The 23,948-nt window shown below is 66.2% G+C and carries 26 protein-coding genes and 1 tRNA gene; 9 read left to right on the top strand and 18 right to left on the bottom strand.

The features are described from left to right. Nucleotides 1-3: 3 nt before the first annotated feature. Nucleotides 4-324, bottom strand: coding sequence for a hypothetical protein (locus tag ACZYX4_RS00290; RefSeq protein WP_463872864.1), 321 nt, complete (start codon nt 322-324; stop codon nt 4-6). A 14-nt stretch (nt 325-338) separates the two neighbouring features. After that, nucleotides 339-1,061, bottom strand: a complete 723-nt coding sequence (locus ACZYX4_RS00285; RefSeq protein WP_463872863.1) for a GAF and ANTAR domain-containing protein — start codon at nt 1,059-1,061, stop codon at nt 339-341. A gap of 245 nt (nt 1,062-1,306) precedes the next feature. Between ACZYX4_RS00285 and ACZYX4_RS00280 the strand changes: the two genes are divergently transcribed. From ACZYX4_RS00280 to ACZYX4_RS00255, 6 genes are all read left to right on the top strand, one after another. Next, nucleotides 1,307-2,092 (top strand): GAF and ANTAR domain-containing protein, encoded by a 786-nt coding sequence (locus tag ACZYX4_RS00280; RefSeq protein WP_463872861.1) that lies wholly within the window; start codon nt 1,307-1,309, stop codon nt 2,090-2,092. Continuing rightward, a complete protein-coding gene (locus tag ACZYX4_RS00275; RefSeq protein WP_463872860.1) occupies nt 2,085-2,714 on the top strand; it encodes an ANTAR domain-containing protein in 630 nt (209 codons plus the stop codon). Before ACZYX4_RS00280 ends, ACZYX4_RS00275 begins: the two co-directional genes overlap by 8 nt. Further along, the gene (locus ACZYX4_RS00270; protein WP_463872859.1) at nt 2,714-3,175 is read left to right on the top strand and encodes a DUF1810 domain-containing protein; all 462 of its coding nucleotides are present in this window, start codon (nt 2,714-2,716) and stop codon (nt 3,173-3,175) included. Before ACZYX4_RS00275 ends, ACZYX4_RS00270 begins: the two co-directional genes overlap by 1 nt. Nucleotides 3,176-3,418: 243 nt before the next feature. Continuing rightward, nucleotides 3,419-3,691 carry a hypothetical protein gene (locus tag ACZYX4_RS00265; RefSeq protein ID WP_463872858.1) on the top strand — a complete coding sequence of 91 codons (273 nt, stop codon included), beginning with the start codon at nt 3,419-3,421 and terminating at the stop codon, nt 3,689-3,691. 41 nt (nt 3,692-3,732) lie between these two features. Then, on the top strand, nt 3,733-4,065 hold the full coding sequence (locus ACZYX4_RS00260) for an ArsR/SmtB family transcription factor (RefSeq protein ID WP_354169160.1): 333 nt from the start codon (nt 3,733-3,735) through the stop codon (nt 4,063-4,065). 15 nt (nt 4,066-4,080) lie between these two features. After that, nucleotides 4,081-4,578, top strand: coding sequence for an SRPBCC family protein (locus tag ACZYX4_RS00255; RefSeq protein WP_463872857.1), 498 nt, complete (start codon nt 4,081-4,083; stop codon nt 4,576-4,578). A gap of 104 nt (nt 4,579-4,682) precedes the next feature. Here ACZYX4_RS00255 and ACZYX4_RS00250 read toward each other — a convergent pair whose 3' ends face one another. From ACZYX4_RS00250 to ACZYX4_RS00235, 4 genes are all read right to left on the bottom strand, one after another. Next, the gene (locus ACZYX4_RS00250) at nt 4,683-4,985 is read right to left on the bottom strand and encodes an SHOCT domain-containing protein (protein ID WP_463872856.1); all 303 of its coding nucleotides are present in this window, start codon (nt 4,983-4,985) and stop codon (nt 4,683-4,685) included. 52 nt (nt 4,986-5,037) lie between these two features. Continuing rightward, nucleotides 5,038-5,493 carry a DUF6325 family protein gene (locus ACZYX4_RS00245; RefSeq protein ID WP_463872854.1) on the bottom strand — a complete coding sequence of 152 codons (456 nt, stop codon included), beginning with the start codon at nt 5,491-5,493 and terminating at the stop codon, nt 5,038-5,040. Nucleotides 5,494-6,001: 508 nt separating this feature from the next. Beyond that, nucleotides 6,002-6,083, bottom strand: a tRNA-Tyr gene (locus ACZYX4_RS00240). 150 nt (nt 6,084-6,233) lie between these two features. Further along, on the bottom strand, nt 6,234-6,452 hold the full coding sequence (locus ACZYX4_RS00235; protein ID WP_463872853.1) for a hypothetical protein: 219 nt from the start codon (nt 6,450-6,452) through the stop codon (nt 6,234-6,236). A 211-nt stretch (nt 6,453-6,663) separates the two neighbouring features. On the opposite strand from ACZYX4_RS00235, the gene ACZYX4_RS00230 reads away from it, so the two are divergent. Beyond that, the gene (locus ACZYX4_RS00230; protein WP_463872851.1) at nt 6,664-7,155 is read left to right on the top strand and encodes a YajQ family cyclic di-GMP-binding protein; all 492 of its coding nucleotides are present in this window, start codon (nt 6,664-6,666) and stop codon (nt 7,153-7,155) included. A gap of 174 nt (nt 7,156-7,329) precedes the next feature. Here ACZYX4_RS00230 and htpX read toward each other — a convergent pair whose 3' ends face one another. Then, on the bottom strand, nt 7,330-8,199 hold the full coding sequence (gene htpX / locus ACZYX4_RS00225) for a zinc metalloprotease HtpX (protein ID WP_463872849.1): 870 nt from the start codon (nt 8,197-8,199) through the stop codon (nt 7,330-7,332). A 48-nt stretch (nt 8,200-8,247) separates the two neighbouring features. After that, the gene (locus ACZYX4_RS00220) at nt 8,248-9,519 is read right to left on the bottom strand and encodes an MFS transporter (RefSeq protein WP_463872847.1); all 1,272 of its coding nucleotides are present in this window, start codon (nt 9,517-9,519) and stop codon (nt 8,248-8,250) included. 180 nt (nt 9,520-9,699) lie between these two features. Here ACZYX4_RS00220 and ACZYX4_RS00215 point away from each other — a divergent pair, with 180 nt between their 5' ends. Further along, nucleotides 9,700-10,191: a Fur family transcriptional regulator gene (locus ACZYX4_RS00215; RefSeq protein ID WP_463872846.1), complete on the top strand. Its 492-nt coding sequence runs from the start codon at nt 9,700-9,702 to the stop codon at nt 10,189-10,191. Then, nucleotides 10,191-11,699, top strand: a complete 1,509-nt coding sequence (locus tag ACZYX4_RS00210) for a catalase (protein ID WP_463872843.1) — start codon at nt 10,191-10,193, stop codon at nt 11,697-11,699. The genes ACZYX4_RS00215 and ACZYX4_RS00210 overlap by 1 nt, the downstream gene beginning before the upstream one ends. 63 nt (nt 11,700-11,762) lie before the next feature. On the opposite strand, the gene ACZYX4_RS00205 is transcribed toward ACZYX4_RS00210, so the two are convergent. From ACZYX4_RS00205 to ACZYX4_RS00160, 10 genes are all read right to left on the bottom strand, one after another. After that, nucleotides 11,763-12,611 (bottom strand): ABC transporter ATP-binding protein, encoded by an 849-nt coding sequence (locus ACZYX4_RS00205; RefSeq protein WP_463872841.1) that lies wholly within the window; start codon nt 12,609-12,611, stop codon nt 11,763-11,765. After that, nucleotides 12,601-13,374 (bottom strand): ABC transporter permease, encoded by a 774-nt coding sequence (locus ACZYX4_RS00200; protein WP_463872839.1) that lies wholly within the window; start codon nt 13,372-13,374, stop codon nt 12,601-12,603. The genes ACZYX4_RS00205 and ACZYX4_RS00200 overlap by 11 nt, the downstream gene beginning before the upstream one ends. Then, complete coding sequence (locus tag ACZYX4_RS00195) at nt 13,371-14,213, bottom strand: ABC transporter permease (RefSeq protein ID WP_463872838.1); 843 nt, start codon at nt 14,211-14,213, stop codon at nt 13,371-13,373. Before ACZYX4_RS00195 ends, ACZYX4_RS00200 begins: the two co-directional genes overlap by 4 nt. Next, the gene (locus ACZYX4_RS00190) at nt 14,210-15,196 is read right to left on the bottom strand and encodes an ABC transporter substrate-binding protein (RefSeq protein WP_463872837.1); all 987 of its coding nucleotides are present in this window, start codon (nt 15,194-15,196) and stop codon (nt 14,210-14,212) included. Before ACZYX4_RS00190 ends, ACZYX4_RS00195 begins: the two co-directional genes overlap by 4 nt. A gap of 267 nt (nt 15,197-15,463) precedes the next feature. Beyond that, the gene (locus ACZYX4_RS00185) at nt 15,464-17,023 is read right to left on the bottom strand and encodes an APC family permease (protein ID WP_463872835.1); all 1,560 of its coding nucleotides are present in this window, start codon (nt 17,021-17,023) and stop codon (nt 15,464-15,466) included. 154 nt (nt 17,024-17,177) lie between these two features. Then, nucleotides 17,178-17,585, bottom strand: coding sequence for a DUF779 domain-containing protein (locus ACZYX4_RS00180; protein WP_463872833.1), 408 nt, complete (start codon nt 17,583-17,585; stop codon nt 17,178-17,180). Nucleotides 17,586-17,601: 16 nt separating this feature from the next. After that, nucleotides 17,602-18,612 (bottom strand): alcohol dehydrogenase AdhP, encoded by a 1,011-nt coding sequence (gene adhP, locus ACZYX4_RS00175; RefSeq protein WP_463873189.1) that lies wholly within the window; start codon nt 18,610-18,612, stop codon nt 17,602-17,604. A 172-nt stretch (nt 18,613-18,784) separates the two neighbouring features. Continuing rightward, nucleotides 18,785-20,308, bottom strand: a complete 1,524-nt coding sequence (gene exaC / locus ACZYX4_RS00170) for an acetaldehyde dehydrogenase ExaC (RefSeq protein WP_463872832.1) — start codon at nt 20,306-20,308, stop codon at nt 18,785-18,787. A 155-nt stretch (nt 20,309-20,463) separates the two neighbouring features. Then, nucleotides 20,464-21,861: a GAF domain-containing protein gene (locus ACZYX4_RS00165; RefSeq protein ID WP_463872830.1), complete on the bottom strand. Its 1,398-nt coding sequence runs from the start codon at nt 21,859-21,861 to the stop codon at nt 20,464-20,466. Between the two features lie 480 nt (nt 21,862-22,341). Continuing rightward, a complete protein-coding gene (locus ACZYX4_RS00160; protein ID WP_463872828.1) occupies nt 22,342-23,811 on the bottom strand; it encodes an FAD-dependent oxidoreductase in 1,470 nt (489 codons plus the stop codon). Nucleotides 23,812-23,948 lie beyond the last annotated feature (137 nt).

Here is a 23,948-nt window from a genome sequence, read left to right as displayed (position 1 = left end):
CAGTCAGCCGTCGTCGGACTCATATCGGGACCCGTCGACTGGCCCGTCGTCTGGCGCTTTGTCGGGGGAATCGACGCTGTACGGGGCCCGCGGCGCCTCGGAGTACAGCTCGTCCAGGCGTTCGTTCAGTGCGTGGGCGAGGATGTCGCGCTGCAACGCGGGCAGAGCCATGGCGCCGTGGATGTAGGCCTCCGTCTCGAACTGTCCGGCGTGGCCGCCGAGGGTGAAATACCTCAGCCACAACTCTTCAATGCTGACGTCGGCATGGCGCAGCGATTCGCCAAAGCGTCGCCGCTGTTCGCTCTCCTCGTCGCCCAAGGCCATGGCGTCGTCCTGCGCTAGTTTTCCAAGGGTCTGGCCGCAGCCAGCAGTTCTGCCGCGACAAGGGCCAGTGTCTTCCCTGTCTGCCGCGACAGCATCATCAAGTCCCGGAGTGCCATGTCATCATTGGTGCCGTTCCGGGCCATCAGCAGGCCCTTTGCCATGCTGATCGTGTCCCTTTGCGCCAGGGAGTCCTGCAAACGGTCGCTCAGCGTCCGGGCAGCCTCACGGGCGTGGGAGTGGATGACAAAGAGCGTTGCCTGTTCGGCAAAGAGCTCGGCCAAACGGACCGTGCCATTGCCGGCGAACTGTCCGCCGTCGGAGTAGACCTTGACTGCACCCAGCGCAAGACCGCCGGACAACAGGGGGCAGCTCACCGCGGACGAAATTCCCAGGGCGGCCGCGGCGGGAGACCAGTGCCTCCAGCGCCGGTCCGAGGCCAGATCCTCGACCAGGACCGTTTCCCCGCTCGCCCAGGCCGTGATGCACGGGCCCTCCCCCAGCTCGTACTGGAGTGCGTCTGCTTCAGCCACGACGGCGTCGGACGCGGCAGTCGTGTGCCGCAAACCCGAACGGTTGATCAGGGATACGCCGGCGCCGATCGCACCGGGAATCGCCACAGTCGCGGCGTCGGTGATGAGCCGGAGGGCGTGGGCAACCGTCTCTTCGGTCAGCAAGAGCTTCGTGGCTCGCGCGAAAACAGCGGTGATCTCGTCAGCCAGCGGCAGTTCCACGCTCATTGTCACCTCAGAAGTCCATACCGGCAGGAGGCCAGCCGGCGCGCATCGCCGCAGGATTCAAGCATACGGCGGGCTGGCCGGGGCGCCCACATTCATCGTCCCCCGCACGGCGTAGTGTCGGTGGTAGCTGGATGTTGGCCTTGACAGGTCCGGGTTTCGCTATTTGGGTGGCGGGCGATCAAGAGTCCGCCACCGCTAAGCCGGCGCGTCACAAACGTTCAGGCGTTCGTAGGATTGAGGCCGGCATGCTTTCCGGTACCGGCGCATCTCCGACACCCGAGCAACTGCAGGATCTTCTGCTGGAAAGCCCGGGGTTCACCGATTTTCTTCTGGGCCTGACCACTATCTCCGCGACCCGCCTTGGCGGTCCGGAGCCCATGCTCTGTGCGATCACGGTGGAACGGAACGGTTCCCCGGCCACTGTCGCCAGCAGCGGCAAGGAAGCGAAACGGCTGGACGAGAAGCAGTACGCGTTCGGCGACGGCCCCTGCCTGACGGCCCTGCGGCACGGAACCACCATCCTGGTTCCTGACGTGGCGGCTGACGACCGCTGGGCGCACTACGCCTTGGAGGTCTCCGGCGAGGGCATCCGGTCGGTGCTGGCCGTGCCGATCGCCACGGATCCGGGTTCAGCCGCTGCCCTGAACTGCTATTCCCGCACGAGCGGCGTTTTTGACAGCGCCACAGTCGCGGAGGTGGAGCGCCACGCTGTCTCTATGTCCCGGATATTACGGCTGGCCGTCAAAGTCCATCCTGCGGAGATTTACCCGGAGCATCTCCGGTCCGCTTTGAAGTCCCGCGCCGTCGTTGACGCCGCCGTCGCCCTCATTATGGTTCAGAACAGGTCCAGCAGGGAGCAGTCCCTGGAGCTGCTAAATCTGGCCGCCAGGGCGACCGACACGAAGCTTCACACCATTGCTGCGGATATACTGCAAAGCGTTTCCCTACCTTCCGCGGATCCTCCGCAAGAGGATGGGAGCAGCCGCCGCTTTGTCAGCGTGCGGCTGGGAACTGGGGGCAACCATGCGTGAGAACCGTGCCGGTTCGTCTACGGCGCACGGCACCAGAGGCGGCGCCAGCGCACTGCTGGGTCTTTTGCTGGAGAGCACCCGGCCGGGGTCCGGCATCGATGATTTCCTGGCCGAACTGGCCCGTCTGGCGGCGGCGGAACTCTCGCACCCGGGAACCGGGGTGTCCTGCGGCATCACTGTCGACCGGCGGAAGCAGGCTTCCATCGACGCGGGCAGCACCGGCGAGGGATCCGCCAGTACGCTTCGGATCCCGCTCGTTCTCGACGGTGATAGCTCGGCCGTCGTCACCTTCTATTCGCCGCGGACTGAGGCATTCTCCACCGAGGATGTCGAGCACGCACGTGAGTTTACCGTCGAAGCCTCCCGGGCCCTCCTGCTGGCCTTGAGGATCTCCCAGCTCAGCGACTCCCGGGATGACCTTGCCGCCGCCATGCAGTCGAGGACCATCATCGACTTGGCGATCGGGGCGATCATGGCCCAGAACCGGTGCGGGCGGGAAGCCGCCTTCAAGGTCCTTCGGAATACCTCCAACAACAGGAACCTGAAGATCCGCGACGTCGCGGCGGCCGTCGTGGCCTCCATCGCCGGCGATACCGATCTGACGGCCCGGTTCGAGGAGTGATGTCACCCGGCACCGGGGAGGACGCCGTGGCGGATCCTTTCGATCTGGAACGGTTCGTTACAGCCCAGGACGCGGGCGGCACGTACCGGCACGCCCTCGACGAACTCCGCGCGGGATCCAAGCGCAGCCACTGGATGTGGTTTGTGTTCCCGCAGATCGCCGGGCTCGGGCAGAGCCCGACCGCCCGTAAGTATGCCGTGACCTCGCTCGATGAAGCGACGTCTTATCTGGGGCACCCCGTGCTTGGTCCACGGCTGGCCGAATGCGCCGGTGCTGTGGCAGGCCTCGAAGGCCGTACCGCGAGGCAGATCTTCGGCGGCACCGATGAGCGGAAGCTGCACTCCTCGATGACCCTCTTCCACCGGGCGGACCCCGGGCAGGGCATCTTCCAGGAGGTCCTGGCGAAATATTTCGACGGGCTGCCCGATGCCGCCACAGACCGGCTCCTCGGCAGGGATTAGGGCGCCGCGTACAGCAGCGTCCGGAGCATTAAAGGCAGCCACGGTGAGGAGGTCAGCGATGTGCTGCCAGTACAACAGGGTGCTCCGGCGGGACATCACGAAGGATGAATCAAAGGACACTCAGGTACTCCCGGAGCGGAAGACTCCTCCCGAGGGGTCTTCCGCTCCGTCAGGCCCCGCCGTGCGAGCGTTCCGAAGAACGTGCGGGACACTGGAAGTCCCCCCTACGAAGGCAGGACCGCATTGATCAATCTCCAGCAGGACGCCGAAGGCTTCATCCGCATGAAGAGGCACTTTCCCGGCAGCACCGTCGTTTCCGTCACTTTCAATGATGGCTCCTCGGAGCAGTTCACGGGCCAGCAGCTCAACACCCTCTATGACCAGGCCCTGGCCGTGTACCGGGCAGAGAACCACCTGGACGCGAAGGGATACTCCCGGGCACCGAAAAAGACGGTCCAGCCCGCCAACGCGATCGAGTTTGTCGCGGTGCACCCCGGCATGGCCAAGCAGCCCTGACCCGTTGACACCGCACTACGGGCGGACTATTCTACAACCAAATGGTTGTAGATGAGCTGAGGGATGCTGACCTTGACCGCCTGTTCCAGGCGTTCGCCGATGCCACCCGCCGGGACATCGTCACCCGTGTGACGGCCGGCGAGTATTCAGTATCAGGGCTGGCGGAGCACTACGCCATGAGTTTCGCCGCCGTACAGAAACACGTGGCGGTATTGGAGCGCGCCTCCCTCGTGACAAAGGAACGGCGCGGACGGGAGCAGATCGTGCGGGCCCACCACGATGGCCTACAGCGGGCTCGACGGCTGCTCGATGAGTACGAATCGATCTGGCGGCAGCGGGCTGACCGGATCGCAGACATTCTCGCAGAGGGATAGGAAGAGAGTTCCGTCATGACCGTAATCAGTTCGCACAAGAATGCCGACACCCTGAGCTTCACCGTCGTCGCCGAGTTCGATGCCGGCGTCGAGCGGGTCTGGCAAGTCTGGGAAGACCCGCGCAAGCTCGAACGCTGGTGGGGCCCGCCCACCTGGCCGGCGACCTTCGACAGCCACGACTTCGTCTCCGGTGGGAAGGCCAGCTACTACATGACCGGGCCTGAGGGCGAGAAGAGCCGGGGCTGGTGGCGGTTCACCGCCATTGAGGCCCCACACCGCCTGGAGTTCGACGACGGTTTCGCCGACGAGAACGGCGACCCTGTCCCCGCGATGGGCACGAGCCACGCCGTCATGAAGCTTGAGGCAATCGACAACCGCACGCGGATGACCATGGTCTCGACCTTCGACTCCGCAGATGCGCTGGAGAAGGTAATCGCCATGGGCATGGAAGAGGGCATGAAGCAGGCCCTCGCCCAGATCGACGCCATCCTCGCCGAGACCAGGGTCAGCTGACCGGGACGGGTCTGCACCAAACCAAGTCCGCAAGAGAACACCCCCGCAGCTGCCTGCTCAGGCAGCGCGGGGGCGTTTCATCGGGTCAAGCGAGCTGGCCGGCGTCAGCCGCCGAGAATCTTCGCCTTCTGCACCCCGAACTCCTGTTCCGTGAGAATCCCCTGCTCCTTCAGCGCCGCGAGCTCCTTGAGCTGGTTGATGGCTTCCTCGGAGATTCCGCCGGAGGCGGCCGGGGGTGGAGCCGGTTGCTGGTACTCAGCTTGCTGCTGGCCCATTTGCGCATCGTAGGCCTCCTGCTGCTTCGCCGCGGTCGCGGCGTCCTTTTCGGCGAACTTCGAAGCCTGCCTGCGCTGGACGCGGCCGTTGACCGCAGATGCCGTCCCGGCGACGACCGCCGTCCGAGCCATACCCCTAAGCAATCCCATTGTTATTTGTCCTCTCGCATCGCGTTCTTGTGTGTCAGCCCACGGGCGGCATGGCATCGAGCGCTTCGAGCGCAGCCATGACGTCCGGGGCAGGGATTCTTGTACTCGCGACGAGCTCGCCCCCGCCGTCGCGGACGGCCGCCACGAAGGGTGCCGCCCAGACATTTTCGTAGACAATCAGCGCGGCAAGGGCCCCTGGCAGAATCGCGTCTGCCGCTTCGGCGATTTCCTCTTCGCCGAGCATCCCGGAATGCGCGCCGTCGAAATACGAGAAAGCCGCCGCGGGACCTCCTGGATCCGTGAGCTCGAGCACCTCGACCGTGCCGTCCTCGTTTTTCATGATGATGAGGAGGTCGAAGAGCCGGATCACACCCTGCTCGACGAGCCTTACGAGCTCTTCACTCGCCCGTCCGGTCAGTCCTGCCATGGGGAACTCGAGGAGCACAAAGTCGACCGGCCCGTGGGCCTCAGTCTCCGGTGTGGTTGTCACTGGCTTCCTCCGATCTGGTTCAAGCGCACTGTCCGGCACGCTCGTCTAAGTGTGGGCGTCGCCTTCCGGGGCGTCGCCACCCGCATCGGGTGATCCCGGGGGGGCGGGTCCTACAGTCCACTACACCGCCCGCGGCGGGGTGGCCGCATCATCCCTTTCGGGTGAGCCCACACGAACGGGCGGGACGCCCGCAGCGAAGGAAAGAGCGCGGTACGTTTCCCGGACACGACGACGGCCGGCTGAGACGTGAGGGACCCCGCGGAGACAACGGAGTGCAACTCGCAGTACCCGCGGGCCGGTCATTCAGGCGGCGAGGGGGTCGGCCGTTGGCGGCAGCCGGCCAGGCCGTCATCATCGGAGCCGTCGCCGGCCTCTGGACAGCCGCGACCATTCTGGTCTGAAGCCGGAACGCTGGGGCAGGTACCCGCTGACGGCGCGGCGGGACGGTTTCCCCCGGGGCAAAGAAAAAGCCTCCGGAACCTGGTGGTTCCGGAGGCTTTTCCAAGGGTGGCAGATGAGGGATTCGAACCCCCGTAGGCGTTGCCAGCTGATTTACAGTCAGCCCCCTTTGGCCGCTCGGGTAATCTGCCGAACTTCAAAAGAAGATCACTCGCGGCCTCCATCGCCAGAACGCCTGTTTCCAGTCCGTTCCGCTTCCAGTAACCGCGGGCAAGACAACTTTACAGAACTTCTGCCGAAGAATCGAATCGGCGCCTTGAGACCGGAAAAACCCCGGAAAATCAGGCTTCTCCGAGGATGCGGCCGGCGAGTTTGGACTCAAACCTCGCCGCTTGCTCCTCCGTGATCTGGTTCAGCTGGACGGCACGTGCCAGATCGGCGTGGACGCCGTCCAGCCGCGACGAGGCATCCGCGGCCGGGCTGAAGATGATGGAGGCCGCCAGCGTCGCGGCGGCTGCTGCCGTGGAGCGGATAACGTACCGGCCAGGCTTGTCCTGCATGAGCTGTACCTTTCGAGCGACTCTTCCAACTCCGGCAACCCTGCCGCCCGAACCTCCATTCCCGCCGTGACCCAGCTTTGAGCGGGCTGTGAAGGGTGTCTGTGAAGGCCACGACGCCCCGCCGGACTTCACATCCGGGGCATCCGTATTAGGCTGGATTGCAGACACCACGGCCTTTCACCGGGCACCCCCAACCACCAGGAGGACAGTCATGGCAGGCGAATCCACATTCGACGTCGTCAGCAAGGTCGACAAGCAGGAGGTCGCCAACGCACTGCACCAGGCGCAGAAGGAACTGGTCCAGCGCTACGACTTCAAGGGCGTCGGCGCCGAGGTCGATTTCAGCGGCGAGACGATCCTGATGAAGGCCAACTCCGAAGAGCGTGTCCTCGCGGTCCTGGATGTGCTGCAGTCCAAGCTCATCCGCCGCGGTATTTCCTTGAAGTCCCTCGACACGGGCGAACCCTACCCGTCCGGCAAGGAGTTCCGCCTCGAGACGACCATCAAGGAGGGCATCGCCCAGGACCTGGCGAAGAAAATCAACAAGCTCATCCGCGACGAGGGCCCCAAGTCCGTCAAGTCGCAGATCCAGGGCGATGAGCTTCGCGTGACCTCCAAGTCCCGCGATGACCTGCAGGAGACCATGAACCTGCTGAAGGGCTTCGACGAGGCCGACCTGCAGTTCGTGAACTTCCGCAGCTAGCCTCGCCTTCGCGGCGCAAAATTTCTGACGCTGCGCTAAAGGGCTGTCGCGCCGGTATCCCGGTGTCGACAGCCCTTTGGCGTGTCATGGAGGCGTTGGCGCGTCGCGGGGCCGTGGGCGCGTCGCCACCCCGGAACTGAGGGCCTGTCGCGGAGCCATCGCCGACCCGGCGGATCAGCCCGGCTGCCGGCCCGCCATCCGCTCCAGCCGGCCGATCCGATCGCTCATCGGAGGGTGCGTCGAGAACAACTTCGAGGCTCCCCCGCCGCGGAACGGGTTCGCGATCATCAGGTGCGAGGCGTTGACCAGCCGCTGGTCCTGTGGGAGCGGCGCGAGCTGCACGCCCTGCTCGATCTTGCGCAGGGCTGAGGCGAGCGCCAGCGGGTCTCCGGTCAGCCTGGAACCGTCCTCGTCGGCGTCGAACTCCCGGGTGCGGGAGATGGCCATCCGGATCAGTGAGGCAGCAAACGGGGCCAGCAGCGCCATCGCGATCGCGGCGATCGGATTGGCGTTGCGCCGGTCCCCGCCGCCGAACAGCAGGAACATCTGCGCCACCGAAGTGATGACGCCGGCGACGGCGGCGGCCACCGAGGAGGTCAGGATGTCCCGGTTGTAGACGTGCATCAGCTCGTGGCCCAGCACGCCGCGCAGTTCCCGGGCGTCGAGCAGCCGGAGGATCCCTTCGGTACAGCACACCGCGGCGTTCTGCGGGTTCCGTCCGGTCGCGAACGCGTTCGGTGCCATCGTCGGCGAGAGGTAGATCCGCGGCATCGGCTGCTGCGCCGTGGCGGAGAGCTCCCGGACGATCTGGTGGAGCTGGGGCGCCTGGGCCTCCGTCACGGGGTAGGCGTGCATGGCCCGGATGGCAATTTTGTCACTGTTCCAGTAGCCGTAGGCCGTCGTGGCGACCCCGATCAGGGCCATGATCCAGATCGGCGCGGCACTGCGCATACTGGAGGCCATCAGCGCGCCGGGGGCCAGCAGCACGGCCCACAGCACACCGAAAAGGGCCGCGGTCTTCAGTCCGTTGTAATGCCGATGCACTGTTCCTCCTGAAGTCGCCCTGTGGACACTCACCCGGAAAACGTCCCGCTACGGCACCGGGTTCCGCGCGTCGTACGCCAGGAAGCCCGACTGCCAGTGCGCCACGGCCCAGGCCACCGCGATGCTCAACAGGCCACCCAAAAGCAGGACCCAGCCTTCACTCAGAATTTTAGTCCCACCGCCCGCGAGCATGTCCCCCACCCGGGGTCCGCCAGCCACCACCACAATGAAGACGCCCTGCAGCCGGCCGCGCAGGTGGTCCGGCGTGGAGGCCTGCAGGATCGTGGTGCGGAAGACGGCGCTGACGGAGTCGGCGATGCCGGCCAGCCCGCAGCACAGGGCCGCGGGCAGCAGCCACCACGTCACGCCGCCGGCGCCGGAGTCCCCGGCGAGGACGACGACGAGGCCGAAGCCGGCAATCGAGGCGCCCCAGCCCATGACGGACCAGACGACGGCGGCCCCCTGCCGCCGCACCGCCCCGAGCGGGCCGGAGAAGAGGCCGGCCAGGAACGCCCCGACGGCGGTGGAGGCCAGCAGGATTCCCACCGTGGTTTCGCCGCCGCCGATCATCACGGCGCCGATCGCGGGCAGCAGCGCCCGGGGCTGGGCGAAGATCATGGCGACAAGGTCGATGAGGAAGGTCATCCGCAGGTTGGGGCGTGTGCCCAGGAAACGGAAGCCCTCGACGACGGAGCGCAGCCCCGCGGGCCGCGCATGTTCCCCCGGAGGCATGGCGGGCAGCTTCAGCAGCGCCCACAAAGCGAAGGCAAAAGTGGCGACGTCGATCGTGTAGGTCCAGGCGAAGCCGACCGTGGCCACCAGCAGCCCGGCCAGCAGGGGCCCGGCGGTCAGGGTAAGGCCGAAACTGATCATGCTCAGCGCGTTGGCGGCCGGCAGGAGCTCCTTGCGCACCAGCAGCGGGATAATGGCGCTGCGGGCCGGCTGGTTGATGGCCTGCGCGCCGCTCTGCACCGCCACCAGGACGTACAGCACCCAGATATTCCCCAGCTGCAGCCAGGCCTGCAGGGCCAGGCAGGCGGTGGTCAGCCACAGTACCGAGGAGGCCAGCAGTGCCACCGTGCGGCGGTCGTGGGCGTCCGCGATCGAGCCGCCCAGCAACCCGCCGAAAACCAGCGGGACAAGGGCAAAGATGCTCAGCAGTCCCACGTAGAGGCTGTCCTGGGTGAGCCGGTAGACCTCAAGGCTCACGGCAACCAGGGTCAGCTGGCTGCCCAGGGCTGCGACGGCGGATCCCAGCCACAGGCGGCGGAACGCCGGACTCTCGCGCAAGGGCGTGATGTCCGCCAGATATTTTCCCACCCGGATACTCTAGTGGCGCCTGGCCGCCGGCCGGCGCACCCGGTGCCCGGCGCGCATCCTGTTGTCGGCCTCCCATGAAGGCGTCAGAGGCGCGCCTTGTTATGACGGGCCTTATTAAGACGGGCCTTACTATGACGAGCCTTATTATGATCGCCTCATAATAGATGCTTGAATGGGGGCATGACGGTTACAACGGGCACCCACGAGGCATGGGCTGCGGCCCTGCGTGCCCACGGCCGCCGGGTGACCAAGCAACGGCTGGCCGTGCTCACCGCCGTCGAACATCACCCGCATTCCCCCGCCGAGCACATCCTCGCCGCCGCCCGCCAGGATCTCCCCGAGCTGACCGCACAGTCCGTCTACGTGGTCCTGGGCGATTTGACCGACCTGCAGATGCTGCGCCGCTTTGAGCCCCCGCACTCCCCCGCCCTGTACGAGACGCGGGTGGGCGACAACCACCACCACGCCGTCTGCATCAGCTGCGGCCGGGTGGAGGACGTCGAATGCGCCGTCGGCCACGCACCGTGCCTGACGCCGAGCTGGGACGGGAACGCCCGGCCGATGACAATCCAGATCGCCGACGTCATGTACCAGGGCATCTGCCAGGACTGCCAGCGCACCCAAAAACTTCCCTCCACATCTGAACAGCAAGAAATCAACAAAGGAGAATGATGACTGCGAACCTTTCCGCGCCCATCTCGCATACCGCGACCACGACCCAGACCGGCGCCCCCGTGGCGTCCGACGAGCACTCGCTGACCACCGGTGCCGACGGAGCCACCGCGCTGCACGACCGCTACCTGCTCGAGAAGCTCGCACAGTTCAACCGCGAGCGGATCCCGGAGCGCATTGTCCACGCCAAGGGCGGCGGGGCCTTCGGCACCTTCACGGTGACCGGCGACGTTTCCCGCTACACCCGCGTGGCTGCCTTCCAGCCGGGCGCCCAGGTCGGCACGGCCACCCGCTTCTCCTCCGTGGCCGGCGAGCAGGGCTCCCCCGACACCTGGCGCGACGTCCGCGGTTTCGCGACCCGTTTCTACACCCCTGAGGGCAACCTGGACATCGTGGGCAACAACACCCCCGTGTTCTTCATCAAGGACGGCATCAAGTTCCCGGACTTCATCCACTCCCAGAAGCGCCTCCCGGGCTCCGGCCTGCGTGACGCCGACATGCAGTGGGACTTCTGGACCCTCTCCCCCGAGTCCGCGCACCAGGTCACCTACCTCATGGGCGACCGCGGCCTGCCCCGCTCCTGGCGCGAGATGCACGGCTTCTCCTCGCACACCTACCTGTGGACCAACGCCGAAGGCGCCCGCTTCTGGGTCAAGTACCACTTCCGCTCCAACCAGGGCGAGCACAACATCACCGGCGAGCAGGCTGAGCAGCTGGCCGGCGCCGACGCCGACTACTACCGCCGCGACCTGTACGAGGCCATTGCCGGGGGCAACTTCCCCAGCTGGGACCTGCACGTCCAGATCATGCCGTACGAGGACGCCAAGACCTACCGTTTCAACCCGTTCGACCTGACCAAGGTCTGGCCGCACGCGGACTACCCGCTGGTCGAGGTTGGCCGCTTCGAGCTGAACCGCAACCCGGAGAACTTCTACGGCGAGATCGAGCAGATCGCCCTGTCTCCCGCGAACGTCGTTCCGGGCCACGACATCTCCCCGGACAAGATGCTGACGGCACGGGTGTTCTCCTACCCGGATGCTCAGCGTTACCGCGTCGGCACCAACTACAACGAGCTGCCGGTCAACCGCCCGGTCTCACCGGTGAACAACTACTCGCAGGACGGCTCGCTGCGCCACGGCTACAAGCCGGCAACGGCCCCGGTCTACGCACCGAACTCCTTCGGCGGCCCCGTGGCCGACCCGGCCCGCGCCGGTGAGGGTTCCTGGGAGTTCGACGGCGCGCTGGTCCGCACCGCCGCGACCCTGCACTCCGAGGACAGCGACTTCGGCCAGGCCGGCACGCTGTACCGCGATGTCTTTGACGAAGCAGCCAAGGCCCGCTTCCTCGACACCATCACCGGTGCCGTGGGCGGCGTGCAGAACGCCCAGATCAAGGAACGCGCCATCCAGTACTGGACCAACGTCGACGCCGAACTCGGCGCCAAGCTGCGGGCCAACCTGGGCGCAGCCCCTGCCGTCTCCGACGCCGAGGCAGCCAACAAGTTCTGATCAGCCTCAAACGAAATCACCCCGCCACGGAGCATCCGTGGCGGGGTGTTTTGTCTGGTGCTGTTAGTGCGGTGAGACTGCGGCCTGGCCGCCGGCAGCGGCCGGGCGGTGGCCCTTTTTGGCGAGCTGGATCTGCTCGTAGACGTGGTGGCGCAGTTCGGTGAAGCGCGGCAGGGACCGGGTCTCGAGCTGGTCGCGTTCCTCCGGCAGGTCGATGGTGATGTCTTCCTGGATCACTGTCGGGGAGCTGGAGAGGATAATGACCCGCTCGCCAAGGTACACGGATTCGTCGATGTCGTGGGTGACGAAGAGGACGGTGATGCCCAGCTTCTTCCACACGGTGCGGATCAGGTCCTCCAGGTCCGCCCGGGTCTGGGCGTCCACGGCGGCGAACGGCTCATCCATCAGCAGGACCTCGGGCTGGTACGCGATGGCGCGGGCAATGGCCACGCGCTGCTGCATGCCGCCGGAGAGCTGCCAGGGGTAGGAGCGCGGGACGTGGGACAGGCCCACGGCCTCCAGCGCCTCGTCCACGAGCCGGTCCCGTTCCGCCTTCGGGACACCCTGGTTTTTCAGCGGCAGTTCGACGTTGTCCCGGACCCGCATCCAGGGGAACAGCGAGCGGCCGTATTCCTGGAAGACGACCGCCATCTTCTTCGGCGGGCCCACGACGCGTTTGCCGTCCAGGAGCACCTCGCCCTCGGTCGGGGCCATCAGCCCGGAGATGCACTTGAGCAGCGTGGTCTTGCCGGAGCCGGAGGGCCCCACCAGGCAGGCCAGTTCGCCCGCGCGCAGGTCGAAGGTGAGGTTGCGCACCGCCTCGACGTCGCCGCCGTCGCTCTGGTACACCTTCTTCAGCCCGCGGACGGACAGCATCGCCGCCGGGGCCGCTTGCGTTGAGTCAGGCTGCATTTTCTACCTCTTTCTGGCCGTGGTACCAGCGCAGGATATTCCGCTCGGCCCACTGGAAGATGAATGACATGCCCACACCCAGCAGGCCGAGCACCACGATGCCGGACCACATCTCCGGGATGGAGAAGGAACGCTGGAACTGGACGATGGTGAAGCCAAGCCCCGAGGACGAGGCGAACATTTCGGAAATCACCATCAGGATCAGCCCGAGGGACATGGACTGTCGGACGCCGGCCATGATCTGCGGGCTGGCCGAAGGCAGCACCAGGTACCGGACCCGGGCCCAGCCGTCGATGCCGTAGGTGTGGGTGGAATCGGAGAGCACGGGATCGACGGCGCGGACGCCTTCGATCGTATTCAGCAGCACCGGCCAGACACAGCCGGAGATGATCACCGCGACCTTCATGGAGTCGGTGATGCCCATCAGCAGGATCAGCACCGGCACCAGGACGGGCGGCGGGATGGCGCGGAAAAACTCCAGCGTCGGTTCCAGCAGTGACCGCAGCCACCGGATCGATCCGATCAGGACACCGCCGACGACGCCGATCACGATCGCCACGGCGACGCCCACCACGAGCCGCCCGACACTGGGCAGCACATCCGTGAAGAAACGCTCACTGAACCAGACCTCGCCGAACGTTTCGACCAGGCTGGCGGGCGTGGGGACGAAGAAGTTGACCTTCCCCAGCGTGGCGACCCACCAGATCAGGATCAGCAACACCGGCAGGCCGAGGAGGTAGCCGAGATTCTTCAGGGTCTTCATACGATCACCTCGGAACGGACCGACGAGTGCCAGGACAGGGTCTTCTTTTCGATCAAACGCATCAGCATATTGATCAGCACACCGATCAGGCCGGTGGCGAGCACCAGGGCGTACATGCCGGAGATGGCGCCGCCGGACTGGGCCAGGGCGATTTCGCGGCCGAGCCCCGGGGAACCGATCACGAGTTCCGCGGTGATCGCCAGGACCAGCGCCACCGCGCCGGCGAGCCGGACACCGGTCATCAGGTAGGGCAGGGCGGTGGGAAAGACGACGTAGCGGATCCGGGCCATCCTGCCCAGGCCGTAGGTCTTGGCCGTGTTGTTGGCGACCATGTCGACGTCGGCCACTCCGTAGAGCACCTGGATCAGGATCTGCCAGAAAGAGGCGTACACGATCAGCAGCAGCGAGGATTCGATTTTCACGCCGAAGAGCAGCACGGCCAGCGGGATCAGGGCCACGGACGGGATCGGGCGCAGGAATTCAATCGTGGAGTTGGTGGCCTTGCGCAGGAAGGTGCTGGAGCCGATGATGAAGCCCACCAGCACGGCAGCCACCACGGCGATCAGCAGGCCCAGGAACCAGGCCTTCATCGTCTCGCCCACCGACACCCAGAAGGCCGTGAGTCCGAAGTCGGCCACGAGCGCGGCGATGACCTCACTGGCGGGCGGCAGATAGCGTGCGTCGATGATGCCAAGCCGGGGAATGAGCTCCCAGGTGAGCAGGAACCCGAGGATCCCGGCGAGGCCGAGCAGCTGTTTGGTGGGTAACTTGCGGACCTGCCGGCGGTGCTGCTCCACGCTGGGAGCGGCACCGCCGGAGGTCAGGGTCTTCGAACTCACGGGAGGAGTTCGTCCGCGTTCGGTGCCTTGGTCAGCGTGCCGTACTTGGCGGCGGCTTCGCCGAGGGTGCTGAATGCGTCCTGGTTGAACTCGACGCGGTACCGCGGCAGCACGATCTTGGCGCGGGCTGCCTCGTCGATTTTGGTGTAGGTGCCCACGATGTCGCGGACTGCCTGCGGGTTCGCCTGCGCGTATTCAAGCGACTTGTTCATGGCGCGGGTGAACTTCTGCGTGAGTTCGGCCTTGCCCTGGATGGTGTCTGCCTTGGTGAAGTAGCCCGCAATGTCCAGCTCCGGGTGCATCTCGACGAAGTTCCACGACACCACCTTGCCGCCTTCAGCCACCGCCTTGGACAGGAAGGGCTCGAGGATCCATGCCGCGTCCACCTGCTTGTTGGCCAGTGCCGCCGGGGCGTCCGGGAAGGCGACCTCCACGAACTTGACGCTCTGCGGGTCTCCACCGTCCTTTTCGATGACCGATTTGATGGTGGTGTCGCCGATGTTGGAGAGGTTGTTGACCGACACGGTCTTGCCGGCGAGGTCCTTCGCGGACTGGATGTCCGAGCCTGCCGGAACGACGACGCCGCCGATGTCCTTGCCGACCTCACCCGTGGTGGACGCACCATTGGCGACGAACTTCAGGTCAAGGCCCTTGTCTTTGGCGACCATGACGGAGATCAGGTTCGAGAAGGCGAAGTCGAAGCTGCCGCTGACGATGCCGGGAACGATCGCCGCGCCGCCCGTTGCGGTCTGGATGTCCAGCTGGAGTCCCTCTTCCTTGAAGAAGCCCTGCTTGTCACCGAGGTAAATGGGTGCGCAGTCGACGATCGGGATGACGCCGACGCTGACCTTGGTGAGATTCGCGCCGTCGGCGGCTCCGCCCGAGGCCGTACCGCCGCCGGTGGAACTCGGCGAGCCGCTGCCGCAGGCCGAGAGTCCGAGAACGGAGGCGGCTGCCAGGACGGCAATAATACGTCGTTTCATGTTCACTCCTATGTGCCCATTGGCAGGGGAGTGACAAGCCCCCAAGCCTGTAAATGTTCGCTCTTCGAACTAAGGTTCATTTTAAGTCTTATCTAAACGTAGTGTGAGGTCAACCACAGCTGGTGCATTGTTACAGCTCTGAGACTGGCCGTCCAGAGGTGCCCTCTAACGCCGAAGTCGCCGGAGCCATGCCAATTCGCGGGAAGGTTCCAGCGAATTCGCACGGCTCCGGCGACTTCGGTATTCGGTTGCCGGAAAGGCTCCCGGTTAGGGGCGGGTGAGGGTGGCTTCCTCGTCCCTGGCGGCTCCGGCGCGGGCAGCCCCGGCGGGACCCTGGACGGAAGCCCTGGCCTCGGCGAACTTCTCGTTCAGCCGGGAGTGGCGCTGGCCGTAGGAGAAGTAGATGACGACGCCGATCACGAGCCAGACGGCGAAGAAGATCCAGGTCTCCACGGCCAGGTTGGTCATGAGGTACAGGCACAGCACGGCCGAGACGATCGGGAGCACCTTGCCGAACGGCACCCGGAACGCGGGCTTGAGGTCCGGGCGCTTCTTGCGCAGCACCAGGACGCCGATGCTGACCGTCACGAACGCGGACAGCGTGCCGATGTTGATCATTTCCTCGAGCAGGTCCACGTTGGTGAGTCCGGCGACAACGGCCACGCCGGCGCCGCAGATGATCTGGAGCCGGACCGGCGTCGCACGGATGGTGCTGGTCTTGGACAGCGAGCGCGGCAGCAGGCCGTCGCGGCTCATCGCCAGCACCACGCGGGAGAGGCCCATAAGCAGCACCATGATCACGGTGGTCAGGCCCACGAGGGAGCCGAAGGCGATGATCTTGGCGGCATCGGTGTTGCCCACGGCCTCGAACGCCGTGGTCAGGGTGGGGTTCTCGGCCTTGGCCAGCTCGGTGTAGGGCACCATGCCGGTCAGCGCCAGGGACACCAGGATGTAGAGCACCGTGACGACGGCGAGGCCGCCGAAGATGCCGCGGGGCAGCGTTTTCTGCGGGTCCTTGACCTCCTCGGCCGAGGTGGCGACGACGTCGAACCCGATGAAGGCGAAGAAGACCAGGGCGGCGCCGGCGAAGATGCCCAGCGTGCCGTACTGCGCCGGGGCGGCACCGGTGAGGAAGCCGAAGAAGGACTGCTTCATGATGTCCGCGGCGCCGGTGCCCCCGGTGGGTTCGGACGCGGGGACGAACGGGGCGTAGTTCTCGAACTTCACGTAGCTGAAGCCCACCACAATCACAAAGAGCACGACGCCGATTTTGACCAGCGTGAAGATGTTGCCGACGCGGGCGGACAGCTTCGTCCCCAGCACCAGCAGCACGGTGAACACGGCGACGATCAGGAAGGCGCCCCAGTACAGGTCCACGCCGCCCAGGGAGATCGACGGCGGAATGTCGACGCCCATGAGCGCGAAGACCTTGCTGAGGTAGATGCCCCAGTACTTGGCGATCACGGCGCCGGCGGTGAACAGCTCCAGGATGAGGTTCCAGCCGATGATCCAGGCCAGCAGCTCACCCATGGTGGCGTAGGTGAAGACATAGGCGGAGCCGGCCACGGGGATGGCCGTGGCGAACTCGGCGTAGCACATGATCGCCAGCGCACAGGTGACGGCGGCGATGGCGAACGAAAGGGTCACGGCCGGGCCGGCGAAGTTTGCTGCGGCTTTGGCGCCCACCGAGAAGATGCCGGCGCCGACGGCAACGGCGACGCCCATGATCATCAGGTCCCAGGAGCTCAGCGAGCGCTTGAGCTGGCGTCCGGGTTCATCGGCGTCCGACAGGGACTGCTCGATCGATTTGGTCCGGAAGAGGTTCATAGGAAAATCCACAATCTGGGTAGCTTGTTGGAAACAGACCTATCCATAGTAGTGTCCATCCACCGGACGGCCATTTTTATCCCACACTGTGAGACGCAAAAGCGGGCCGTGCAGGTCTCCCTGCACGGCCCGCCCGCGTGTGGTGCGCTCCGTTTTAGACCGGCCAGTCCATCAGCGTTGACCGGATCAGGAACCGCTTGCCCTCGGGCGCCTCCACCGAGAAACCGCTCCCCCTGCCCGGAACCACATCCACGGTCAGGTGGGTGTGGCTCCAGTAGTTGAACTGTTCCTTCGACATCCAGAACCCAATCGGCTGCGGCTGCAGACCGTCGGAAATGTCGAACAGGCCCAACTGCACGTCCGAGTCCCCGGTGATGAACTCCCCCGCGGGGTAACACATTGGCGAAGACCCGTCACAGCACCCGCCGGACTGATGGAACATCAGCGGTCCGTGCTGGAGCCACAGCTTGCGCAGCAGTTCCACCGCAACGGGGGTGAGTGCCACCCGGGAGAAGTCCTCCCCGGGAAGGGTGGCGGCGGCGTCGAGCTTTGTCGGTGGCATCAGAGTCCTTTCTTGTTCAGTACTTGATGACCACGCGGCCGTCGATCTTGGCGTGCTTCATTTCGTCGAGGACGGCATTCACCTCGGAGAGCTCCCGGGTGGAGACCGTCGGGTGGATCTTGCCCTCGGCGTAGAACTCCAGCGCCTCCTCCAGGTCCTGCCGGGTGCCCACGATGGAGCCGCGGACGGTCAGGCCCTTGAGCACAATGTCGAAGATCGGCGCCGGAAAGTCACCCGGCGGCAGGCCGTTGAACACAATCGTTCCGCCGCGGCGGGCCATCCCGATCGCCTGCCCGAATGCTGACGGGTGCACCGCCGTGACCAGGACTCCATGGCAACCTCCGGTTTCGCGCTGAATGACTTCAACGGGATCTTCGTGCAGGGCATTGACGGTCAGTTCCGCACCGTGCTTCTTGGCCAGGGCGAGCTTGTCATCGGCGATATCCACGGCAACAACACGCAGGCCCATGGCCACCGCGTACTGGACCGCGATATGGCCGAGCCCGCCAATACCCGAAATGGCGACCCACTGGCCGGGGCGAGCCTCGGTCATTTTGAGGCCCTTGTAGACGGTCACTCCGGCGCAGAGCACCGGGGCGACCTCTACGGGGTCGGAGCCGGCGGGGATCCGGGCCGCGAAGCGTGTGTTCACCAGCATGTACTCGCCGAAGGAGCCGTCAACGCTGTAGCCGGCGTTCTGCTGCGCTTCGCACAGGGTTTCCCAGCCGGTGCGGCAGTACTGGCACTCGCCGCAGGCGGACCAGAGCCAGGCATTGCCGACGAGGTCGCCGACGGCCAGGTCGGTGACGCCCTCGCCGAGTGCAACCACTTCGCCGACACCTTCATGGCCGGGAATGAACGGCGGGGTCGGCTTCACCGGCCAGTCGCCTACCGCGGCGTGGAGGTCGGTGTGGCAGACGCCGGTGGTCAGCACCTTGACGAGGGCCTCGCCCCGACCCGGCACGGGAACGGGGACGGTCTGGATCTGAAGGTCCTTGCCGAATTCGGTTACTACTGCGGCCTGCATGGTCGTCGTCGTCGTTGTCGTTGTCGTCGTCATCATAGCGAAATCCTTGCTTCATCAAGCGTGGGTGGGGCTAAAGGGCGTGTGCAGTGAGGCGGCGTCCTCCCCGTAGGTGCACAGGTGGGGCGGGCGGGGCGGATCTTTTCTGATCCGCCCCGCCCTGGTGTGCTGCGGCTTAGAAGAAGCCGAGCTTGTTCTCGTTGTAGCTGACCAGGAGGTTCTTGGTCTGCTGGTAGTGGTCCAGCATCATCGAGTGGTTCTCGCGTCCGATGCCGGAGGACTTGTAGCCGCCGAACGCAGCGCCCGCCGGGTAGGCGTGGTAGTTGTTCACCCACACCCGGCCGGCCTGGATCTCGCGGCCGGCGCGGTAGGCGACGTTGCCGTTGCGGGACCAGACGCCTGCGCCGAGGCCGTACAGGGTGTCGTTGGCGATGCCCATGGCGTCGTTGTAGTCGCTGAAGCGGGTCACGGACACCACCGGGCCGAAGATTTCCTCCTGGAAGATCCGCATCTTGTTGTGGCCTTCGAAGATGGTCGGCTGCATGTAGTAGCCGCCGGCCAGGTCGCCGGGCATTTCGGCCCGGGCGCCGCCGGTGAGGATCTTGGCGCCCTCCTGCTTTCCGATGTCGATGTAGGAGAGGATCTTTTCGAGCTGGTCGTTGGAGGCCTGGGCGCCGAGCTGGGTGTCGGTGTCCAGCGGGTTGCCCTGGATGATCTTCTGGACCCGGGCCACGGCGTCGGCCATGAAGGAATCGTAGATGTCTTCCTGGACCAGGGCACGGGAGGGGCAGGTGCAGACTTCGCCCTGGTTGAAGGCGAAGAGCGTAAAGCCTTCCTGTGCCTTGTCGTAGAACGCGTCGTTGGTGTCGGCAACGTCGTTGAAGAAGATGTTCGGGCTCTTGCCGCCCAGTTCCAGGGTGACCGGGATCAGGTTCTGGCTGGCGTACTGGCTGATCAGCCGGCCGGTGGAGGTTTCGCCGGTGAACGCAATCTTACGGATCCGGGGGCTGGAGGCCAGCGGCTTGCCGGCCTCGACGCCGAAGCCGTTCACGACGTTGAGGACGCCCGCCGGCAGCAGGTCGCCGATGAGTTCCATCAGGACCAGGATCGAGGACGGCGTCTGCTCGGCCGGCTTGAGGACGACGGCGTTGCCGGCGGCGAGGGCCGGGGCGAGCTTCCAGACCGCCATCAGGATCGGGAAGTTCCAGGGGATGATCTGGCCGACGACGCCGAGCGGCTCGTGGTAGTGGTACGCGGTGGTGTCCTCATCAAGCTGGGACAGCCGGCCTTCCTGGGCGCGGACGGCGGAGGCGAAGTAGCGGAAGTGGTCGGCTGCAAGCGGAATGTCCGCGTTGAGGGTTTCGCGGATCGGCTTGCCGTTGTCCCAGGATTCGGCGACCGCAAGCATCTCGAGGTTCTCGTCGATCCGGTCGGCGATCTTGTTCAGGATGGCGGCGCGCTCGGCGACGGATGTCTTGCCCCAGGAGGGTGCAACCTTGTGGGCGGCGTCCAGCGCCAGTTCAATGTCCTCGGCGGTGCCGCGGGCGACCTCACAGAAGACCTTGCCCGTGACGGGGGTGATGTTCTCGAAGTACTGGCCCTTGACCGGGGCGACCCATTCGCCGCCGATCCAGTTCTCGTAGCGGTCCTTGAAGGTGACCTTCGAGCCCTCGGTGCCGGGCTGTGCGTAAACAGTCATTGCTAGCTCCTTTGCTGTGCAAGATAGGTGGCGGACAGATGCCGGCGCCACCGTTGCGTTCAGCCTAGGAGCAAGGAGGTTGCAGTTAGGTTGCAACCGAGTGACCCGGGTCACTATTTAGGTCACCCCCTGCGGTAGCTCCTGCGGGGGGCGGGTCAGGCGCTGAGTTCCGCCTCGAGCCGTTCCAGGTCAGCGACGATGGCGGCCCGCTTGGGCGAACGCGGCGGCAGCAGTTTCAGCGCCGCGATCCGGACCTCGACGTCGTCCCTCGCCTCGGGAAGCTCGGCGTACCTCAGGAGCGACTCGGCACTGCCGTCGGTCAGCACCGCGTCGCGGAGCAGGGAGGAGACCCGGCTGCGCAGCTCGGCGACGCCGGGTGCCTCGGAGCGGGGCAGGACGGCGCCGCGGTAGATCTCCAGGGCGATCCGGTGGGCGCCGCGCTGCAGGCAGTTCAGCACCTGGCCGGAGTCCGGCACCAAATCCAGCGGCAGCCGGTAGGGCCGCGACTCCGGAACAGCGGCCGGGTTGAGCTGCTGGAGGACCTTGCGCAGGCGGACCATCTCGGCCCGCAGCGTCATGGTCGAAGCATTCCCGGGGTACAGCAGGGCACACAGTTCCTCGGCGTTGAGCCCCTCGGGGTGGGTGCTGAGCAGGGACAGGATCTCGCTGTGCCGGGCGGACAACGCCACGGTGCGGCCGTCGATGCTGAGCAGCGCCTGGTCCCGGCCCAGGATCTGGAGGCTGTTGCGGTAGAGGCTGCCGGCCGTCCCGCCCCCGTCCCGCCCCGCCCCGGACGTGGAGGACGTGGCGGTGCCCCGGCGTCGGGCCGGCGAGGACTGCTTGGCGGCCGCGAGCTGGAGCCGCTCCACGCGGAGGTGCGCCTGGGCGGCGGCCACGGTGGCCTCGACCAGGGACAGCGTGTGCGGCGCGACGGCGGACTCGGTCCCGGTGATGTCCACAACGCCCAGCACGGCGCCGGAATCCGGATCATGGAACGGAACGGCAGTGCAGCTCCACGGGTGGACGGAGCGCTTGTAGTGTTCGGCGCCGGAGATCTGGATACCGCGGCCCAGGGCCAGGGCGGTGCCGGGGGCGCTGGTGCCCACGGTGGCCTCGGACCAGTCGGCCCCGGGAACGAACATCATGCCCTCGGCCCGGCGGCGCATTTCGGCATCTCCTTCGACCCAGAGCAGGCGGCCCACCTCGTCCCCTACGGCCACCAGCATGCCGCTGTCGTGGCTGGGCAGGACCAGGAGTTTGTGAATGACCGGCATGATGGCGGCAAGCGGGTGCTGCCGCCGGTACTCTTCGAGTTCTTCGCTGTCCATCGCCAGCGGGGCCTCGGGGTTGTCCGGGTTGGCCTGCATCTGGGCCGAGCGCCGCCAGGACTCCTGGATCAGGCTGCTGAGGCCGGGCAGCTGCAGATCGGCCGGGAACACGAGTCCCCGGGAGTCCAGCAGCTCATGGCCGGCGCTGGCATACTGCTGGCGCAACGCTGCGGGGACCCCGCCGGCTGGCGGGAACAGCGTTGCCGGATGGATCGGATTCCTCATTGAACTCCCACCGGACGGGCCCGACGGCGTGCCGGAGGCAGCCATGTGTGGGTAAGTCTAGTGCGCGTGACGAGAGCCCGCCAGAGCTCGCGCCGGTCGGAAATCTCCAGGCTTGCCGGGGCTGGCGCGCGCCGCGTGCGGGCAGGGTTTGTGCCGGCCGCGCACGGGCAGCGACGCGCAAAAGGTCCTGCGATGCGCCGACTGTTCCGCGATGCGCCAGTTGTCCCGCGCTGCATCATGACGCTGTCGATGCCGGAATACGGGCGCGCCAGCGTTTTTGCGCGTCGCAAGAAAAGCTGCGCCGCCGATGTAGGAGGCGGGCCGGCTCCACGATGCGCGAACGGTCCTGCGCTGCACCGACTGTTCCGCGATGCGCCAGGTATCCCGCGACGCACCATGGCGCTGTCGATGCCGGAATACGGGCGCGCCAGTGTTTTCGCGCATCGCGGGACAATCCGCGCCGCGCGATCGGTCCGGCACTCAGCCGCGGGAGATCTGCACCATGTCCCCGCGGGGAACCACCTTGATGCGTTCGCGCACAATCCCGTTGGCGTCCCCGGAGGCGGACCACTCCGCGCCGAGGGCCAGCTCGTGGGCGTCGAGCCTGTTCCAGCCTTCCCAGGTGGTGTATTCGACCCCGCGCTCCGCGAGGAGGTCGATGATCGCCTGCGGGTCCGGGTTCTGCGCCGGGGGCAGGCTCAGCCGGTCCTCGAGGAGGAAGCCGATGGTCTCCAGCGCGTCGCCCTTGGTGTGGCCGATCAGGCCGACGGGGCCGCGCTTGATCCAGCCGGTCGCGTAGATGCCGGGGACGGGGTTGCCCTCGGCGTCGAGCACCCGGCCGCCCTCGTTGGGGATGACGCCGCGGCGGGCATCGTATTCCAGTTCGTCCAGCGGGGAGCCGTGGTAGCCGATCGCGCGGTAGACGGCCTGGACCGGGTAGTCGAGGTACTCCCCCGTGCCTTTGACGCTGCCGGTGCCGTCCAGCTGCATGCGCTCGAACCTGATGCCGGTGACCTGGCCGGGGTGGGCGGCGTCGCCCGTTGTGCCAAAGATTTCCACCGGACTGTGCAGGAAGTGCAGGTGCAGCCGGCGGGAGGACGGTTCCTCGGCCTCAGCGTGCTCTTCGACGAGCCAGTTCGTCAGGGTGTTGACCATGGTGCGGATCTGGTTGTTGCTGCGGATCGCCTCATCCGAGGCCTCGTCGAACTCGAAGTCCTCCGGGTACAGGACGATGTCGACGTCCCGGGCGTGGGAGAGTTCGCGCAGTTCCAGCGGCGTGAACTTGACCTGGGCGGGGCCGCGGCGGCCGAACACGTGGACGTCCGTGACCGGGGAATTCTTGAGCGCCCGGTAGACGTTGTCCGGGATCTCCGTGACCAGCAGGTCGTCGGCGTGCTTGACCAGCATCCGGGCCACGTCGAGGGCGACGTTGCCGTTGCCGATCACCGCGATCTCCTTGGCCTCCAGCGGCCAGTCGCGCGGAACGTCGGGGTGCCCGTCGTACCAGGAGACGAAGTCGGCCCCGCCAAAGGACCCCTCCAGCCCGACGCCGGGAATGTCCAGGTCCGCGTCCTTGATGGCACCGGTGGAAAAGATCACGGCGTCGTAGAAGGCGCGGAAATCGTGCAGTGTCAGGTCACGACCGTAGGTGACGTTGCCAAGGAAGCGGATGTCGCCGCGGTCCAGGACTTTGTGCAGCGCATTCACGATCCCCTTAATCCGGGGGTGGTCCGGGGCTACGCCGTAACGGATCAGGCCGTACGGGGCCGGGTATGCCTCGAAAAGGTCGATGCTGACCTCGAAGTCGCCGTCCTTGACTTCGTTGGACTTGGTCAGGATGTCCGCGGCGTAGACGCCGGCCGGTCCGGCGCCAACAATCGCAACGCGGAGCGGACGGTTGGACGAGCTGTTGGACGTGCTCTTGGACGTGGATTCGGCCGAGTTGGACACCGGAAGCCCTTCTGAGTCTTAGCGACGGCGCCGGCTCATGCAGCGCATAAACCCCCATTCTAAATGTCCGCCGGAGAGTATGGGCGCCCCGGTGACCGACATCGCAGGGATCCGCGGCCGGCGCCGGGCGTCCCGGA

The organism is Pseudarthrobacter leeuwenhoeki (assembly GCF_055412885.1).
This window is presented reverse-complemented; position numbering and strand designations above follow the sequence as displayed.

Excerpts from the sequence above, each read along its gene's own strand:
- ACZYX4_RS00290 (WP_463872864.1), bottom strand. The coding sequence starts at position 324 with ATGGCCTTGGGCGACGAGGAGAGCGAACAGCGGCGACGCTTTGGCGAA.
- ACZYX4_RS00285 (WP_463872863.1), bottom strand. The coding sequence starts at position 1,061 with ATGAGCGTGGAACTGCCGCTGGCTGACGAGATCACCGCTGTTTTCGCG.
- ACZYX4_RS00280 (WP_463872861.1), top strand. The coding sequence starts at position 1,307 with ATGCTTTCCGGTACCGGCGCATCTCCGACACCCGAGCAACTGCAGGAT.
- ACZYX4_RS00275 (WP_463872860.1), top strand. The coding sequence starts at position 2,085 with ATGCGTGAGAACCGTGCCGGTTCGTCTACGGCGCACGGCACCAGAGGC.
- ACZYX4_RS00270 (WP_463872859.1), top strand. The coding sequence starts at position 2,714 with ATGTCACCCGGCACCGGGGAGGACGCCGTGGCGGATCCTTTCGATCTG.
- ACZYX4_RS00260 (WP_354169160.1), top strand. The coding sequence starts at position 3,733 with ATGGTTGTAGATGAGCTGAGGGATGCTGACCTTGACCGCCTGTTCCAG.
- ACZYX4_RS00255 (WP_463872857.1), top strand. The coding sequence starts at position 4,081 with ATGACCGTAATCAGTTCGCACAAGAATGCCGACACCCTGAGCTTCACC.
- ACZYX4_RS00250 (WP_463872856.1), bottom strand. The coding sequence starts at position 4,985 with ATGGCTCGGACGGCGGTCGTCGCCGGGACGGCATCTGCGGTCAACGGC.
- ACZYX4_RS00235 (WP_463872853.1), bottom strand. The coding sequence starts at position 6,452 with ATGCAGGACAAGCCTGGCCGGTACGTTATCCGCTCCACGGCAGCAGCC.
- ACZYX4_RS00230 (WP_463872851.1), top strand. The coding sequence starts at position 6,664 with ATGGCAGGCGAATCCACATTCGACGTCGTCAGCAAGGTCGACAAGCAG.
- ACZYX4_RS00215 (WP_463872846.1), top strand. The coding sequence starts at position 9,700 with ATGACGGTTACAACGGGCACCCACGAGGCATGGGCTGCGGCCCTGCGT.
- ACZYX4_RS00210 (WP_463872843.1), top strand. The coding sequence starts at position 10,191 with ATGACTGCGAACCTTTCCGCGCCCATCTCGCATACCGCGACCACGACC.
- ACZYX4_RS00205 (WP_463872841.1), bottom strand. The coding sequence starts at position 12,611 with ATGCAGCCTGACTCAACGCAAGCGGCCCCGGCGGCGATGCTGTCCGTC.
- ACZYX4_RS00200 (WP_463872839.1), bottom strand. The coding sequence starts at position 13,374 with ATGAAGACCCTGAAGAATCTCGGCTACCTCCTCGGCCTGCCGGTGTTG.
- ACZYX4_RS00190 (WP_463872837.1), bottom strand. The coding sequence starts at position 15,196 with ATGAAACGACGTATTATTGCCGTCCTGGCAGCCGCCTCCGTTCTCGGA.
- ACZYX4_RS00185 (WP_463872835.1), bottom strand. The coding sequence starts at position 17,023 with ATGAACCTCTTCCGGACCAAATCGATCGAGCAGTCCCTGTCGGACGCC.
- ACZYX4_RS00180 (WP_463872833.1), bottom strand. The coding sequence starts at position 17,585 with ATGCCACCGACAAAGCTCGACGCCGCCGCCACCCTTCCCGGGGAGGAC.
- adhP (WP_463873189.1), bottom strand. The coding sequence starts at position 18,612 with ATGCAGGCCGCAGTAGTAACCGAATTCGGCAAGGACCTTCAGATCCAG.
- exaC (WP_463872832.1), bottom strand. The coding sequence starts at position 20,308 with ATGACTGTTTACGCACAGCCCGGCACCGAGGGCTCGAAGGTCACCTTC.
- ACZYX4_RS00165 (WP_463872830.1), bottom strand. The coding sequence starts at position 21,861 with ATGAGGAATCCGATCCATCCGGCAACGCTGTTCCCGCCAGCCGGCGGG.